We start from the raw sequence: 15,890 nt of genomic DNA, 5'->3' as shown, positions 1-15,890 counted from the left end.
AATATGTGCTCTCCTTTATTTTTTAAGGATACTTTTAATTTAAGTCTTGATAAATTAATAGAGGTGTTTTTTGTTTGTTAATATTCCCACCACATAATATTTGCAGAAGCGGTGAGAGAAGTTATGATTTTAAAAAAACTTCTCGAAACTACCGAATAAATGTAAATAAAAATTTTACGCATACATACTTTTTGTAAGTTTCAATATATATTTTTACACATATGTTATGTGTATGCGAATCATTTTTAGGGGAGGGGAGTCATGTGCCAAATTATAATACTTTTAATTTAAATCCAGCAGAATTTCAAACGAGCATTTACGGACAAGATGGGACAGGTACATTACGACCTGTATTAACAGATACGGCCGGTAGGGTTGAAGTAGTTGGTAATTTATCTGTTACTTCAATAGAAAGTGCAACAGTGACAACGATATTAGGTGGAACAATAAATGTAGTAGAAGAAGTAATGACAGTGAACGCGATAAATGGAGCAACAGTAACAACAATCCAAGGTGGAACGTTAAATGTAGTGAATACAGTAAATGCAATAAATGGAGCAACAGTGACAACAATTCAGGGTGGAACGTTAAACGTAGTGAACACAGTAAGTGCAGTGAATGCGGTAAATGGAGCAACGGTAACAACAATCCAAGGCGGAACGTTAAATATAGTTAATCAAGTAACAACAGTTGTTGCAATTTCACAGCAAAATTTTGTTGAAAGTAACGCTCTTAATATTCCGGTTACTACGACAAGCTACACACCAATACCAAGTGCTACACTTTCAAGGGTCACAGAATATTATGATATATATACTTATTTTGTAAAAAATCAAACTGGGAACACCGTTAATATTTTATTAGAAATTAGTCCTAATGATACAGATTATTATCCGGATACAGAAATTACTAATATAGTAAATACAGTTGTTCCGGTAACACCGAAATATTTTATGAAATATACACGTGTTTCATATAAGGTAACGAGCGGTAGCAGTACAATTGATGTATGGTTTAATGCACAAGGATAAAGTGGAACTTCTATAATTAGGGAAAAGAGGGGGATCCCTCTTTTTCTATTTTATGGGCTTAAATATGACTAATACATGCTTTTGCTTTCATACCTTAATGGTAAGGAGGGGGTATGTAGTGAATAAAGTAAAGCTATCGGTCAATATTATTGTCAAAAATGCGGCTGATACTATTGAACAATGTTTACATAGTGTTGCATCATGGGTAGATGAAATTGTAATTGTTGATACTGGCTCTACAGATGAGACAATTATGAAAATAAAACAGTATAACGTAAAGTTAGTTGAAGCAACATGGAAAGATAGTTTTAGCGAAGCAAGAAATATAGCAATTAATCATTCAACTGGAGATTGGATTTTAGTATTGGATGCAGATGAAATATATACTGCTACTGGAGCTGAGACAAGGCAGTATTTACAAACAGATGTTGTTCAAGGATATTGGGTTGAAGTAAAGAATATGACAGACACATATAATAGTATGTATCATCGTGCGTTGCGGTTGTTTCGAAATGATAAACGATTTCGATTTAAAGGTCGTATACATGAACAAATTTTAATGACAATTGTAGAAAGTTTTTCATTGGAACATATAGAAGAAAGTCAATTGACTATTACACATTATGGCTATACTGAGCAGCGCATACAAAAGTTTTCTAAAGTAAGCAGGAATATGAAATTATTAGAGATGGCGATTTCGGAAGGATTTATGACCGCTTTTTATATGTATAATCTTGGAGTTGAATATTTACGGCTGGGAAATTATGAAAAAAGTGAAGATTTGTTTGAATTGTCTTTGGCAAAAGAGAAAGAGAATGCTTCGTATTTGCATACATTATATTACTACTTAATTTTAACTAAAAAGGAACTTAAAAAAAGTTCTGAAGCACTATTATTACTAGAGGAAGCGCTTCAAAAATATGAAGATTATATGGACTTGTATATATTACAAATTCAAATCTTATATGAACAAGGGCTCTATAATCAGGTATTTAAAGTAATTGAAAAGGTACAAACATATACGAATCATTCATCACGTTATGTGTCTGAAAGAGAAAATTTACACCATATCGTATCTTTTTATCGCGGGGAGATTCATCGTAAAAATAGAAATGACGTTGCTGCATTACGTGATTATTGTGCAACGATTGCTTTGCAACCGTATTTTCAAGAAGCGTACCAAGCTATTGTTGAGATGTGTTTACAAAGTGCCGATTATACATTATCACAAGCTATAAAAAGAGTGTTGAAAGCAGGAGCAGAGAAAGAGCTTCTTATTCGTATTTTACAAGAATACGGAGCTCATGATAGGATTCTTGATTTGTATAAAGAATATGAATTTTTTTCTCAGAAAGATTTATTTGTACAAAATGAGTGCTACATAAGGAAAGGACAATTAGAGCGAGCGTTGTTAATACAAAATTATGTATTGAATATTGGCCCAGCATTAACAGAAGAAGAAAAGAATAGGTGGTTAGTGGATCATTTTCTTACGTATATAGCTAAAGGAGAAGAAGCACCTCTTGTTATACGTGAACAATACGGTTATTCCTTTTCTATTTACGATGTAAGTACGTGGCGTAATGATGAAAAAAATAAGGTTAAACACTTTATCAAAAGGTGTCTTCAGCTTCAACTTCTATCTGCTTGTGAATCTATTCTTGAAAGTGCAGATGATATAGAACTGATCATTCATTATGCGAAAAGTTTGTATAAAGAAGGCTATATTGAACGGGCCGGACATTTATTTTATAAATTAATGAAAGAAGAAGAGTACGATGAAGAAATATTATTTTATATGGGAGAGATGCTCTTTCGTAATAAGCAGTATACACATGCGATCACGCAATTAGAAAGAATTTTAGAATATAATCCGTACCATGAAAAGGCTAGAATGGCAGCTGCACAGGCGTATTTATATGAGGCTTATGAGCGTTTGCAAAATATAAAAGAAGGTGTTTCGAATCGTTCTTTTCTTAATCGGCAACTTTCTATCGTTATGCAATCATTACAAGCGATGGATGAGAAGGAGTGGATGACAAATAGAACGTTTGTGCAAAGGGGGAATTATCATTTATGAGTCTCATTTCATTTTGTATGATTTGTAAGGATGAAGAGAAGAGGATTGGGGCTTGCTTAAAAAGTATTGTGGGTATTGTAGATGAAATTATTGTTGTCGATACAGGGTCTATAGACCACACAGTAGAAATTGCAGAACGTTACGCAACGAAAATCCTTCATTTTGAATGGAATGATGATTTTTCAGCTGCTCGTAATTATGCATTAGAGCACGCAACGGGGAAGTGGATTTTATTTTTAGATGCAGATGAAGAATTAGATGAGCATACCGCACCGTTATTACGCTCCCTTGCTACTGAAAATAAACATCCGGCATATTTTCTACAAATTGTTAACCATATATCTAATAAGGGAGAAACGATTGTAGAAACATGTCCTGTATTACGTTTTTTTCGGAATGATAACCGAATTCGTTTTACAGGTGAGGTGCACGAACAAATTGGTGGTACGATTGCGGGAGTATATCATAATGAGTTAGTTGCTTATACAGAAATTCAAATTCACCATTATGGATATTTAGAAGAAATTGTTCAAGAAAAAAAGAAAAAAGAACGTAATATGACGTTAGTCTTAAAACAGGTAAGGAAAGAGCCAGATAACCCTTTTCATCATTATAACTTAGCTGGTGAGTATATACGTGTAGGGAGCCTAGAAGATGCGTTGTTTCATTTGCGAAAGGTAAAGGAGCTTTGTGATATTAGTCATATGGGGTTTGGGCCTTTAACAATAAAAAAGGAAATTTTTACACTATATAGCTTGGATAGAAAAAAAGAGGTATTGAATGTATGCCGCGAAGAGAATAAACGCTTTCCTTATTTTCCGGATTTACTTTTTATGTGGGGGCGTGTTGCAGCTGAGAATGGTTTATTTGCAGAAGCTATTCGTATATATAGCATCATTGTATCAATAACGGAAGTACCATTGCACTATACAATGGACGAAGGAATTATTAATAAGAAGGCGCCGTTTGAACTTGCAAAGTTACTGGAAAGAAAAAATCGGAAAGAAGCGCTTGCTTTGTATAAGAAGGTTTTACAACATGATGCCCAGCAAAGAGAAGTATTAGAAAGGATAATGGCATTACTAGAGAGTATAGAAGAAGTGGAAGATATATTTCAAATGTTTCATTATTGGGACGATTTACCCTTATTACAAAAAACATGTGAAATGTTCTTTCAACAGCAAAAAAATTCGCTAATTCTTTATATATATGAAAGAGGAAATTTATCTAACGACTTACTATATGACATGGCTGCATATATGGAGTATCGTACGATTCACCAATCTATTATAACAGCATTTCATGATTGGGTAGAAAATAAACAATTAAGAATGAAAAATAAGACGCATGTTTTTATATCTTTTTTACGAACAGGTGAATGGTCTGATGACATATTACCAAGCGAAGAAGACTGGCTATGTGTTCAATATGGATTTCAATTAGCCTTACAAAAAGAAAATCACCACAAACTATGGCAAATCACGTCATTGTGGCGTTACTTTATATCGACTGTGAATGGGAAAGAGGAACAGGTATATAGACAATATGTATATAGTTTACATATTGCGAAAATTCCGGAGGTATATATAAATAAACGAGTTTCTATACAGCCAATTTATAAATAAAAGGGTTAGATGATGATGCAACCTTTAAATGTAACGTTATGCATGATTGTTTGTGATGAGGAAAAGAATTTGCCAATTTGTTTAGAGTCAGTAAAAGGTATTGTAAGAGAAATTGTAATTGTTGATACAGGATCGCAAGATTGTACAGTAAATATTGCAAGAAAGTATGGTGCAATTGTAGTTGAACATAAATGGGAAAATAATTTTGCCAAGGCAAGAAATGCTGGATTAATGTATGCAACGAGTGACTGGATACTTGTGTTAGATGCAGATGAAACATTGCATGTAGAAAAACAATATTTACAATTGCTATTAACTGAAGGTATACGAGCATATTATGTAAAAATTAAAAGCTATTACGGAAAGAAAAAGGATATAACTCGTTATATGATGGACTATTGTTGTCGATTGTTTAAAAATGAACCTTATCTTACGTATAGAGGTGCTATTCATGAAGATATAACCTATGCATTTTCACAAGAACAAATCCAATTTACGAACATTGTGATTGAACATACGGGGTATTTAGAAGAGGAAGTATATCGAAAGGGAAAAGAAAGCAGAAATATGAAAATTCTAAAGCGAACGTTGGAAAAACGCTGTGATGATGCGTATATGCAATATGCATATGCAACGGAATTTTTTCAACATGAGAAATATAAGGAAGCATTACTTGTTTATGTACCACTTTTATTTGCTTGTGAACAAGAAGCTTTTTTTTCTGATTTAGTTATAAAAACAATATATAGCTATATGGGCTGTATGCAGTATGAGAATGCTTTAAAATTGATAGAACAATATCAAGATAGGTATTTGGATTTCCCAGATTTTTTTTATGCTAAATCTATAATTCTTTTAAAAATGAACAAATATACAGAGGGAGAGAAAGCGATAAATCATTGCTTGGAAACATGCGAACATGAACATTACTATTCAACTTCTTCAGAGGTTAGCAAGGAGTCGTGTTTGTTGCTACTAGCACTTGTAGCGGAGCGAAAGTATGCCTTTAAAGAAGTGCAGGAATATTATAAGCAATTAGTTGCACATTCAAATCATGAAGATTTGAAATATAGATATTTAAAAATATTGTGCATTACCTCCACACAGAAAGAGATTTTAGATGAAATTGAAAAATTGTTTCCGTTGTTGTATACGGATGCGTTACAAATGTTAAAGTTTTTAGCTAAAGCAGGGGAGGTTTCATTGCTGCAGTCCATTTTACAAAAATCTTTATGTGATGATCAACGGTTCATTAGTTATAAAATAATTGGAGAAAGTTATGGGGATTTGCAAGCACAGAAAGTAGTAGGGGGTTTTATTTCTGATTATTCCGTCTTATATTACTTGTCGCGGAAAGAAGGCGTTGAAAATCGTTGTATATATAACTGGGAAGAGATAAGTTTACAAAATGGAATTCATATGAAACAAGTACTGAATATATTAATTATGACGAATAATTGGTGTGCATTTCTTTCGGTATTTAAAAAATTAGTGATCAAATATTCGTTAAAAGATATCGTAGACTACAACGTATGTTATTATTTTGAAAAAGCTTCAGTGAATCATTTAAAGACAATTGAAGAAATATGGAATCAGCATGTGAGGCAACCCCTAGATTATATGATCGGCGCATGTTTAGCTTTAGCATCACATAAAAAGAAACGGGCAGAACGGTGCTTTCATCATTTGATGCAATGCAACATATTTGACTTGGAACAGTATAAGAAAAGTAATGGTGAAATAACAAATATTGATTGGAGTCGTTTGTTAAAAATATTTCTTTACATTCATTCTAGATAGCTGTATTTGAGAAAACGGATAAAGAAGGTGATATAGGTGGCAGGTAAAAAGGGATCATCAAATAAGGGGCATAGCGAGAAAGGAAAAAAGGATATTTTTTCACCGTTTTCAGCTCAAAAGAAAAGTCAACCTATTTTACCTCCTCCATTACAATCTGGAATGACGACAAAACAGATCGCATTACGAGAAGAAAATGAAGAGAAACAAAGAAACGGGATACAAGAAGAAGTTGAAGAACAACCAATCCTATTTTTATATGGAATAACAGAGAATGAAGAAGCAAGACCGTTAAGAGTGGACGATGAAGGATATTTATTAACAAAGGAATATAGTGTAAAAGGTGAAGAAGAAGAGACATTTAAGGGAAATAATTATGGGAAAAAGAGTAAATTGTATGAAAAATATAAGCAATTGGGTTACATGAGTTGCTTTGCTCCATTAGGCGTTGATATGCCAGTAATGAGAAAAATGTTTTTCAATAGAGAAGTTATTTTACATATATCTGAAGGGGAAGGGGACTTTGTAATATTTGACGTTTCAGAGCTAAATCGGTACACTTTTGCAATCATAAATAATACAAATGCTGCCATTGAAGCCTATGTACAAATTAGCCCAGACTCTGTTCATTACTTTACAGATACAATCACATTTAAGATTGAACCTCTTCAAATAGCAACAATTTCTCCAGTTCGGTTTCTTAAATTTGCAAAAGTCGTTGTAAAGGGGAAAGGAACTGGAGAAGTTACTGTTTACTTGCAAGGGCAAACGTTAGGGTAATATTAAAATATAATTAAAATTTCATTATTATGAAATGGCAGAAGAGGGGATAGGGAGATTATTTAGAATGGATATATCGTTTGTCCTGTCAAGATGTTATATGCAGTGCAAAACTGTGATTGTGTATATTCGTTAGTTTTTATATTTGTTTCTTCATTTGTAACTATCGCATGGAACGAACGCAAAATACAATTTAGCGCAAAGTATAACTCTTCCTGAGAGCAATTCTTTTCTTTTGTTGCTGTTGCTAAAATTAACTCTTCTGATAACGAGCGAAAATCAATAGTAGCTTGTCCAATTCTCATCGTATCATCTCCATTTTGGTTTTTATCATGTATATGAAGTGATTGGACAAAACATGCAAAATAGATTATATTTTTAACAAATATATATATAATTTCAATTACCATAATAAGATTACTTGCATTTTAACTATTAAAATTGGTAAGATTGGATATAATAATCAGATGTATAACTATACATAAAGAGAGTTGGAGTATATGGGAGAAGAAAAGCGGGACAAGGTTGTTGTTATTATTGGACCAACTGCAGTTGGAAAAACGAAGCTTAGCATTGAATTGGCAAAAGCGTTAAATGGAGAGATTATTAGCGGCGATTCCATGCAAATCTATCGTAGTATGAATATAGGTACGGCGAAAGTTACAGAAGAAGAGATGGACGGAATTACGCATTATATGATTGATATAAAAAATCCAGAAGATGCATTTTCCGTTGCTGAGTTTCAAGAACTTGTACGCGGTCATATAGCAGATATTACAAGTCGTGGTAAACTACCTATCATTGTTGGCGGGACGGGTTTATATATACAATCTGTATTATATGATTACCAGTTTTCTGATGAGCCAGGAGACCCTGTGTACCGTAAACAGTTAGAACAAGTAGTAGAGGAACATGGTGTAGAGTATATACACGGAAAGCTTGAAGAAGTTGATCCGAAAAGTGCAAAGCGCATTCATCCAAATAATGTAAGACGTGTCATTCGTGCTTTAGAAATTTTTCATACAACAGGGCAGAAGATGAGTGACCAATTAGAGCAACAAGAAAATGAATTGTTATATGACGTGGCTTTAATTGGTTTAACAATGGATCGAGATTTATTATATAGCCGTATTAATTTACGTGTAGATATTATGATGGAGCAAGGTTTATTAGAGGAAGTTAAGCGCTTGTATGAAGAAAGAATTCGGGATTGCCAATCTATTCAAGCGATTGGTTATAAAGAGTTGTATGAATATTTTGATGGAAAAATTTCGTTAGAAGAAGCGGTAATCGCTTTAAAAACGAATTCCCGCCGTTATGCAAAACGACAATTAACTTGGTTCCGGAATAAAATGGATGTTAAGTGGTTTGACGTTACAAGCGGTGAAAAAAATCAAGAAATTTTACAGTATACAGAAGGAAAGCTACAACTTAAGGCGAATAATAAGTAGTAGAGAAAAAGAGGAGGATTCGACATGAAGCAATCAATCAATATTCAAGATCAATTTTTAAATCAACTCCGTAAAGAGAATACGTTTGTCACGCTGTACTTATTAAATGGCTTCCAACTTCGTGGTTTAATTAAAGGGTTTGATAATTTTACTGTATTGTTGGAAACAGAAGGTAAGCAACAGCTTATTTATAAACATGCGATTTCTACATTTGTTCCACAAAAGAACGTTTCAATCGAATTAGAATAGTAAAAGAATTGTACATAGTAAAAAGAGCGAATGATTCGCTCTTTTTTTATTTCTAAAAAATACATGGAAATCTAGTTAGGAGGTAGAGAATCTAGATGTTTTGTTGCCTGTCTATAGAATGAAAATAAAAAGGCTGATTCTTAAAATGTTGTTGAAAGTAAAAATGTATCTTCTTCGATAGCTAGAAATGTATCTTATTTATTGAAAACTTATGTTGGAAAAGGTGTTTAAACGGGCATTTTGAGTCGACTTTACGTATTATACAGATAGATGTAGGGAGATTAGCTCCTCCTCGCTTTCTTGAAGTTGCTTATCTTGCTGCTGTTGCTCATCTAAAAGTGTAAGATTGTTTTGTGCGTAGTGTTCATCTAAAAGCTCAAGTTCACTTAGTACACGGTGTTCATCTAGAAGTTCGAATTCCTCTTGTGTGTGGTATTCGTCTTGCTGCTCTTGATCATCTTGAAGTTGATCATCCATTCCGAGTGGCATTATTTGTAGTAAAGCTATTTGTAATTTCTTTGTTTGTTTAAAAATACTTTCAGATACATGGTGATTCATTTTGAATGATTTTATAATATGCAACGAAAAGTTGAGTAAATTTTGTAATCCAATATATACTGCATTTGCCGAAAACGGTTGATTGTTCAAAATAGTGATTAAATCCCTAGTAATCTCAATAGCGGTTTCTCGTTGTATTAGTGATACGTTTAAGTGTTTTAGATCCCCTTGTATTGATTCTAATATGTTTATGAGTTCCGTTACGTTTGATTGTGATGGCGTTGAAAATACAGATGGAATTATATGAGTTAAGTCACATAATGTTTTTTGAAAACGGTTGATGGATGGTGTAGAAGCATGAGTGTAATGAACGGATGGAATTCGGTGGGAGTGTATTGGGAAATAAGGCATTGAAACATTTTTCTCATTATCATTAAAATAAGACATTGAAAGTCTCCTTCCTAATTGTCATGTTGAAAAACTTTATCTTAGTAAATGCAAGTAAGGTATAAAAAGGAATAGGGAGACGGGTTATTGTTATAAAAAATAATAAAAACGCCTATTACGAGGCGTCTTCTTTTTGCTTTGCATAGTTATAATATCTTTTTAATGAAATTTTTGATTTAAAACCGATTCGTTTTATAATTTCTTGTTCCGGAACATGATTTTGGATGAGGCGTAAAATAAAAGTATTGCGTAAATGCTGGGCAGAGATACCTTTGCGTAGCCCTGCACGCGCTACTTCAAGTCGAATCATTTTTTGTACGGAAATCTCTGTTAATCCTTTTGGAGCGTCATTTTCATATACCCAACGGAATGTATTTCGATTAAAATCAAAGGCCACAAATAATGAATCCGTGCTATGGTATTTTGGACGTACTGGCTCGGGGATATTTTTATAGTATTGATATAGCTTTTTTTTATCTTCTTTTGTTAATGTAATAACTCGCTCTATTCCAGATACAGCGGGAATGGAGAGTGTATTGTTTTCAAAATGAACGTGATGCATATTCAACGAGATGAGCTCTTGTAATGATAAACCATAATCAAGAAGAAGCATTATAATACATACGTTTCGATCCATAAGTAATGGACGTACAGGCCGTTGTTTATCTGACAGTCCTTCCAAAGAAGTTAAAATATATTTTAAACGCTGTTCTTCTTGTTGCGAAATGAAATCTTCATCTCGCAATGTACGATCTGGTTGTATAACAAGTTCCATATCTTTCAGGGGGCTAGGCAAGTTTAAGAAATAATACAGTCGATTTAATACAATAAAAACACGATGCATTGTTTTTTCAGAGTAATGACGTTTTATTTTTAAGTCTGAAAAATAATCTTCATAGTCTTTTGTACAAAGTGTCTCCCATATATTATTAGAAGAAATTTTTTTGTACTTTTCTAACCAATGAACAAAATCCTCAATGTCGTAGACGTATCGTTTAATGGTCGAAGGTTTTCGCCCCTTATTTAATAAAAAAGCGCAGAAAGCCTGTAATGTATCGTTTAGTTCTTTTGTTGACATAGTCCCACCTCCCTAGTTTTCTTACATTATAACAAAAATTTTCAGAAAATGTTTATTTCTTGGGAAAGCGCAAATGTTGACAATATTCGTCAGTGAGATGATAAAAAATGAGGTGATTGTATGGAACAGTCGATGCGAAAGAAGAACAATAATCAAATTAACATTGTGCTAAATCACCGAAATAAAATTTCTGTTTCTTCTCCAGAACAAAAGCAAAATCTTTCAAATGAAACTGTTACAAAACATGAAATGTTGCAGCGGATTGAAGAAGAAATGAGCAAGCTTGTGGGGATGCAGGAAATCAAAAAAATTATAAAAGAAATTTATGCATGGATTTATGTAAATAAAAAACGGCAAGAAATGGGTTTGAAATCAGAGAAACAAGTTCTTCATATGTTATTTAAAGGCAATCCGGGGACGGGAAAAACAACTGTTGCTAGAATGATAGGGAAATTATTATTTGAAATGAATGTGTTATCGAAAGGGCATTTAGTTGAAGCGGAACGTGCGGATTTAGTTGGTGAATATATTGGACATACGGCACAAAAAACGCGAGATCTCATTCGAAAAGCAATGGGAGGGATTTTGTTTATTGATGAGGCATACTCGCTTGCACGCGGAGGAGAAAAAGATTTTGGAAAAGAAGCAATTGATACGCTCGTTAAACATATGGAAGATAAACAGCATGCTTTTGTACTCATTTTAGCAGGGTATTCACGGGAGATGAATCATTTTCTGTCACTTAACCCAGGTTTGCAATCTCGCTTTCCCTTCATTATTGAGTTTTCAGATTACACAGTCAATCAACTATTAGAAATTGGGAAGCAGATGTATGAAGAAAGAGAGTATCAGTTATCAAAAGAAGCAGAGTGGAATCTTCGCGATCATTTAAATGCAGTAAAATATTCATCGCATATTACTTCTTTTAGTAATGGACGTTATGTTCGTAATATTGTGGAAAAATCGATTCGTACACAAGCGATGAGATTGCTTCAGGAAGAAGCCTATGATAAATATGATTTAATAACAATTTCTAGTAGCGATTTAACACTTGAAGAAGAAGTGCATAGTCCATAAATTGTTTATAATAAAACACGAAGCGTTACGCTTCGTGTTTTATTTCGTATTCTTTGTTTTGGCACGCTGCTCTAATTGACTTTTTGGACTTTGATCAGCTACATCTGAAGCGAGTCCTTGTGGATTAACGCTACTACCTTTTCCTCGATTACGTTGGTTGTTTCCTTTTGCCATATTATTTCACTCCTGTTCTTCTTTTGCTTTTTGTTGATAAGCTTTGTGATAACGTTCCATTTTTTTGCTTTTTTCGTATGATGAATTTAGATCATGCCCAAATTGATCTACGGAACTTCTTTGTGCACCTTTATTTACATGCTTTGTCATTTGTTTCACCTCTCTTTAAGAAATAGTATTTGCGAATATGTACAAAAAACATGCAATAAAATAATCCTTTTATGAGTGGTATTTTTCGTTTCTAATGATGATAAGGAGGAGTAAGTGGAATGTTTTTTTTATTAGGATAGGGGAAAATAGAAAAACCCTTTACAAAAAAAGTAAAGGGTTAATTTGTTATCTCTCGCTGAAATGTTCAATCTTTTCTATACTACGATGTGGTAGGTGCCATTTGTAATAGAGTGAGACCATACGGAGACATACGATAAGAACGAATAATACGTATAATGCCCAGTCGCTCACAATAATTTTAGCCCCAATTAAAAGTCCAGCTATAATTGTCCAAAGTGCATAGACTTCTGCTCGTAGTACAAGTGGTTTTCGGCGTGCTAATAAATCGCGAATAATTCCCCCGCCGATTCCGGTTAAGACAGATGCTACAATCGTTGCGCTAATTGGTAAATTTAGTTTTTGTGCATATAGTGCCCCTTGAATCGCAAAAGCAGATAAACCAATTGCGTCAGTGATATTTTCCCAGCGCTTCCAATGCTTGATAAGTTTGTTTGGAAATAAAAAGATAATAGTGATTGATAATAGTGCAATTTGAAATAACATATCTTGTTTCCAAAACGCAACAATTGGATAGCCGATTAATAAATTACGCAGCGCACCTCCGCCGAATGCGGTTGCCATCCCTAAAATATAAACCCCGAAAATATCATATTCTTCTTCCATCGCGATGATTGCTCCACTTAAAGCGAACGCAATTGTACCAATGATGCTAAATAAATCCCATGCCATGAAATTCTCCCTCACTAACTAGATGAAATGTTCTTACTCTGCTATTATATTAGAAGGTTTAATTTTCGAAAAGGATGCGTGAGAATATTTGTTAGAAAAAAAAGAAAAAGTGATATTAGTTGGCTGTCAATTACCCGAAGATAATGATGAGCGTTTTGAACATTCAATGGAAGAGTTAGCATCATTAGCAAAAACAGCACAAGCAGAAGTGTTAGTTATGACGGTTCAAAAACGTACTAAGTTTCATCCAGCAACGTATGTTGGAAAAGGGAAGTTAGAAGAGCTTTCTGTACTTGCAGAAGAACTAGAGCCAGATGTTATTATTTTTAATAATGAATTAACACCGAGTCAAATTCGAAATTTATCAGCGCAGTTAGATGCGAGGGTTATTGATCGTACACAGCTTATATTAGATATTTTTGCTCAACGCGCGAAGTCCAGAGAAGGTAAATTGCAAGTGGAACTTGCGCAGCTTCAATATGCGTTGCCTCGTCTTGTAGGACAAGGGCAAGCGTTATCTCGTCTTGGCGGTGGTATTGGAACAAGAGGTCCGGGAGAAACAAAGTTAGAAACAGATCGTCGTCATATTCGCTCTCGTATCGATGAAATCAAAAGGCAAATTTCTGGTGTGGTTGAACACCGTAAGAGATATCGAGAGCGTCGTAGAGAAAATCAAGTTTTTCAGGTTTCTATAGTTGGATATACAAATGCTGGGAAATCTACGTTGTTTAATAGATTAACGGCCGCTGATACGTTTGAGGAAGATCTATTGTTTGCAACACTTGATCCGACAACGCGTAAAATGCAATTACCGTGTGGCTATACAGTGTTATTAACAGATACAGTTGGATTCATTCAAGATTTACCGACGTCTTTAATTGCCGCGTTTCGTTCTACATTAGAGGAAGTAAATGAAGCGGATGTAATTTTGCATGTTATTGATTCAGCTGATCAGAATTATTTAGGGCATGAAGAGACAGTTAAAAAATTATTGCAAGAACTTGAAGTTGATCACATTCCAATTATTACTGTGTACAATAAAAAAGATAAGTTGCATCCAAACTTCATTCCGTTCCCAAAGAATGATTTTATTATGACAAGCGCTTTTGATGAAGTGGATTTAGAAAGGTTAAAAGAAGTTGTAGAAATAGAAATGATGAAGCGAATGGATTCGTATGAATTAATGATTCCGGTAAGTGAAGGCAGATTGTTGACGCTTTTAAAAACAGAAACAGTATTAACAGCAATGACGTTTCAAGAAGAGAAGCAAGCATACGAATGTACAGGGTATATTTTTGCTCATTCTCCGCTAAACGGCCAAATCAATAAATATTCAACGAGAAAAGGAGAAGACAAAGAAGATGTTTAATCGATTGAAGAATGGGGAAAAGATTGCCCCGATTGTTAAAGAAGTAGAAATGCAAATTGAGGATATACATAAACAGATTGGAGAAGTAATTGAAAGTAATCAATTTCGTGTGTTAGAAAGTTTTCGTAATCATAAAATTAGTGACGCGCATTTTATTCCAACAACAGGATATGGCTATGATGATATTGGCCGAGATACGTTAGAGAAAGTGTATGCTGATGTATTTGGGGCAGAAGCAGGGCTTGTACGTCCGCAAATTATTTCTGGAACCCATGCAATCTCTACAGCGTTGTTTGGTATATTACGACCTGGTGATGAATTGTTATATATAACAGGGAAGCCGTATGATACGTTAGAAGAAATCGTTGGTGTTCGCGGAAAAGGTGTTGGCTCGTTTAAAGAGTATAATATTGGTTACCAGGCTGTTTCTTTAACAGAAGAGGGACACGTTGATTTTGCTGCAGTGCGAGCGGCAATCCATGAAAACACAAAAATGATTGGAATCCAACGTTCAAAGGGTTATGCAACACGCCCATCATTTACAATTGCTGAAATTAAAGAGATGATTGCATTTGTAAAAGAAATTAAACCGGATGTTGTTGTGTTTGTAGACAACTGCTATGGAGAATTTATAGAAGAGTTAGAACCATGTCATGTCGGTGCGGATTTAATGGCTGGTTCACTTATTAAAAATCCAGGTGGCGGCATTGTGAAAACGGGAGGCTATATTGTTGGGAAAGAGCAATATGTAGAAGCGTGCGCATATCGTTTAACGTCTCCAGGTATCGGAGCAGAAGCTGGTGCATCTTTATATAGTTTGCAAGAGATGTATCAAGGTTTTTTCTTAGCTCCTCATGTTGCTGGTCAAGCGTTAAAAGGTGCTATTTTTACAGCGGCTTTTTTAGAGAAGCTTGGTATGAACACATCACCAACTTGGGATGCGCCGCGAACAGATTTGATACAATCGGTTCAATTTGATGATAAAGAACGGATGATTGCATTTTGCCAAGCGATTCAATATGCATCACCAATCAATTCGCATTTTACACCGTATCCGAATTACATGCCTGGTTATGAAGATGATGTAATTATGGCTGCAGGTACATTTATTCAAGGTGCGAGTATTGAATTATCAGCAGATGGTCCAATTCGTCCGCCTTATGTTGCTTATGTACAAGGCGGGTTGACATATTCGCACGTGAAGATTGCGATTTGTTCTGCTATTGATACGCTAATTGAAAAAAATCTATTAGTAATTTCATAAATGAAAGCTG

General features: G+C 34.2%; 16 protein-coding genes. 10 read left to right on the top strand and 6 right to left on the bottom strand.

Features of this window, described 5'->3' with window-relative positions:
* The first annotated feature begins 263 nt into the window (after positions 1-263).
* The 5 genes from Q9306_RS16890 (at position 264) to Q9306_RS16870 (ending at position 7,313) form a co-directional block, all read left to right on the top strand.
* A complete protein-coding gene (locus tag Q9306_RS16890; RefSeq protein ID WP_306200574.1) occupies positions 264-1,031 on the top strand; it encodes a DUF6385 domain-containing protein in 768 nt (255 codons plus the stop codon).
* 118 nt (positions 1,032-1,149) lie between these two features.
* A complete protein-coding gene (locus tag Q9306_RS16885; protein ID WP_306200573.1) occupies positions 1,150-3,111 on the top strand; it encodes a glycosyltransferase family 2 protein in 1,962 nt (653 codons plus the stop codon).
* A complete protein-coding gene (locus tag Q9306_RS16880) occupies positions 3,108-4,736 on the top strand; it encodes a tetratricopeptide repeat-containing glycosyltransferase family 2 protein (protein ID WP_306200572.1) in 1,629 nt (542 codons plus the stop codon). The genes Q9306_RS16885 and Q9306_RS16880 overlap by 4 nt, the downstream gene beginning before the upstream one ends.
* A gap of 12 nt (positions 4,737-4,748) precedes the next feature.
* A complete protein-coding gene (locus Q9306_RS16875) occupies positions 4,749-6,536 on the top strand; it encodes a glycosyltransferase family 2 protein (RefSeq protein WP_306200571.1) in 1,788 nt (595 codons plus the stop codon).
* A gap of 36 nt (positions 6,537-6,572) precedes the next feature.
* The gene (locus tag Q9306_RS16870; protein WP_306200570.1) at positions 6,573-7,313 is read left to right on the top strand and encodes a DUF6385 domain-containing protein; all 741 of its coding nucleotides are present in this window, start codon (positions 6,573-6,575) and stop codon (positions 7,311-7,313) included.
* A 62-nt stretch (positions 7,314-7,375) separates the two neighbouring features.
* Here Q9306_RS16870 and Q9306_RS16865 read toward each other — a convergent pair whose 3' ends face one another.
* Positions 7,376-7,612: a hypothetical protein gene (locus Q9306_RS16865; RefSeq protein WP_306200614.1), complete on the bottom strand. Its 237-nt coding sequence runs from the start codon at positions 7,610-7,612 to the stop codon at positions 7,376-7,378.
* 201 nt (positions 7,613-7,813) lie between these two features.
* Here Q9306_RS16865 and miaA point away from each other — a divergent pair, with 201 nt between their 5' ends.
* Both miaA and hfq read left to right on the top strand, forming a co-directional pair.
* Positions 7,814-8,764, top strand: a complete 951-nt coding sequence (gene miaA / locus Q9306_RS16860) for a tRNA (adenosine(37)-N6)-dimethylallyltransferase MiaA (RefSeq protein ID WP_306200569.1) — start codon at positions 7,814-7,816, stop codon at positions 8,762-8,764.
* Between the two features lie 24 nt (positions 8,765-8,788).
* A complete protein-coding gene (hfq, locus tag Q9306_RS16855; RefSeq protein WP_000813896.1) occupies positions 8,789-9,013 on the top strand; it encodes an RNA chaperone Hfq in 225 nt (74 codons plus the stop codon).
* Positions 9,014-9,271: 258 nt separating this feature from the next.
* Here hfq and Q9306_RS16850 read toward each other — a convergent pair whose 3' ends face one another.
* Positions 9,272-9,958, bottom strand: a complete 687-nt coding sequence (locus Q9306_RS16850) for a collagen-like repeat preface domain-containing protein (protein WP_306200568.1) — start codon at positions 9,956-9,958, stop codon at positions 9,272-9,274.
* A gap of 115 nt (positions 9,959-10,073) precedes the next feature.
* Entirely contained in the window at positions 10,074-11,036 is a 963-nt protein-coding gene (locus Q9306_RS16845; protein WP_306200567.1) for a tyrosine-type recombinase/integrase, read from the bottom strand.
* Positions 11,037-11,156: 120 nt separating this feature from the next.
* On the opposite strand from Q9306_RS16845, the gene spoVK reads away from it, so the two are divergent.
* Positions 11,157-12,113: a stage V sporulation protein K gene (gene spoVK, locus Q9306_RS16840; RefSeq protein WP_306200566.1), complete on the top strand. Its 957-nt coding sequence runs from the start codon at positions 11,157-11,159 to the stop codon at positions 12,111-12,113.
* Between the two features lie 39 nt (positions 12,114-12,152).
* Here spoVK and Q9306_RS16835 read toward each other — a convergent pair whose 3' ends face one another.
* From Q9306_RS16835 to Q9306_RS16825, 3 genes are all read right to left on the bottom strand, one after another.
* Positions 12,153-12,287, bottom strand: coding sequence for a hypothetical protein (locus Q9306_RS16835; RefSeq protein WP_306200565.1), 135 nt, complete (start codon positions 12,285-12,287; stop codon positions 12,153-12,155).
* A 6-nt stretch (positions 12,288-12,293) separates the two neighbouring features.
* A complete protein-coding gene (locus Q9306_RS16830) occupies positions 12,294-12,437 on the bottom strand; it encodes a hypothetical protein (protein ID WP_196060793.1) in 144 nt (47 codons plus the stop codon).
* A 186-nt stretch (positions 12,438-12,623) separates the two neighbouring features.
* Positions 12,624-13,247, bottom strand: a complete 624-nt coding sequence (locus Q9306_RS16825) for a trimeric intracellular cation channel family protein (protein WP_306200561.1) — start codon at positions 13,245-13,247, stop codon at positions 12,624-12,626.
* Between the two features lie 88 nt (positions 13,248-13,335).
* On the opposite strand from Q9306_RS16825, the gene hflX reads away from it, so the two are divergent.
* Together hflX and Q9306_RS16815 are read left to right on the top strand one after the other, a co-directional pair.
* On the top strand, positions 13,336-14,616 hold the full coding sequence (gene hflX, locus Q9306_RS16820) for a GTPase HflX (RefSeq protein WP_306200559.1): 1,281 nt from the start codon (positions 13,336-13,338) through the stop codon (positions 14,614-14,616).
* A complete protein-coding gene (locus tag Q9306_RS16815; RefSeq protein ID WP_306200557.1) occupies positions 14,609-15,880 on the top strand; it encodes a methionine gamma-lyase family protein in 1,272 nt (423 codons plus the stop codon). The genes hflX and Q9306_RS16815 overlap by 8 nt, the downstream gene beginning before the upstream one ends.
* Positions 15,881-15,890: the final 10 nt, after the last annotated feature.

The sequence above is a fragment of the Bacillus multifaciens genome (assembly GCF_030756675.1).
GTDB lineage: Bacteria > Bacillota > Bacilli > Bacillales > Bacillaceae_G > Bacillus_A > Bacillus_A multifaciens.
The sequence above is the reverse complement of the archived record's forward strand: the minus strand, read 5'-3'. Positions and strand labels throughout refer to the sequence as shown.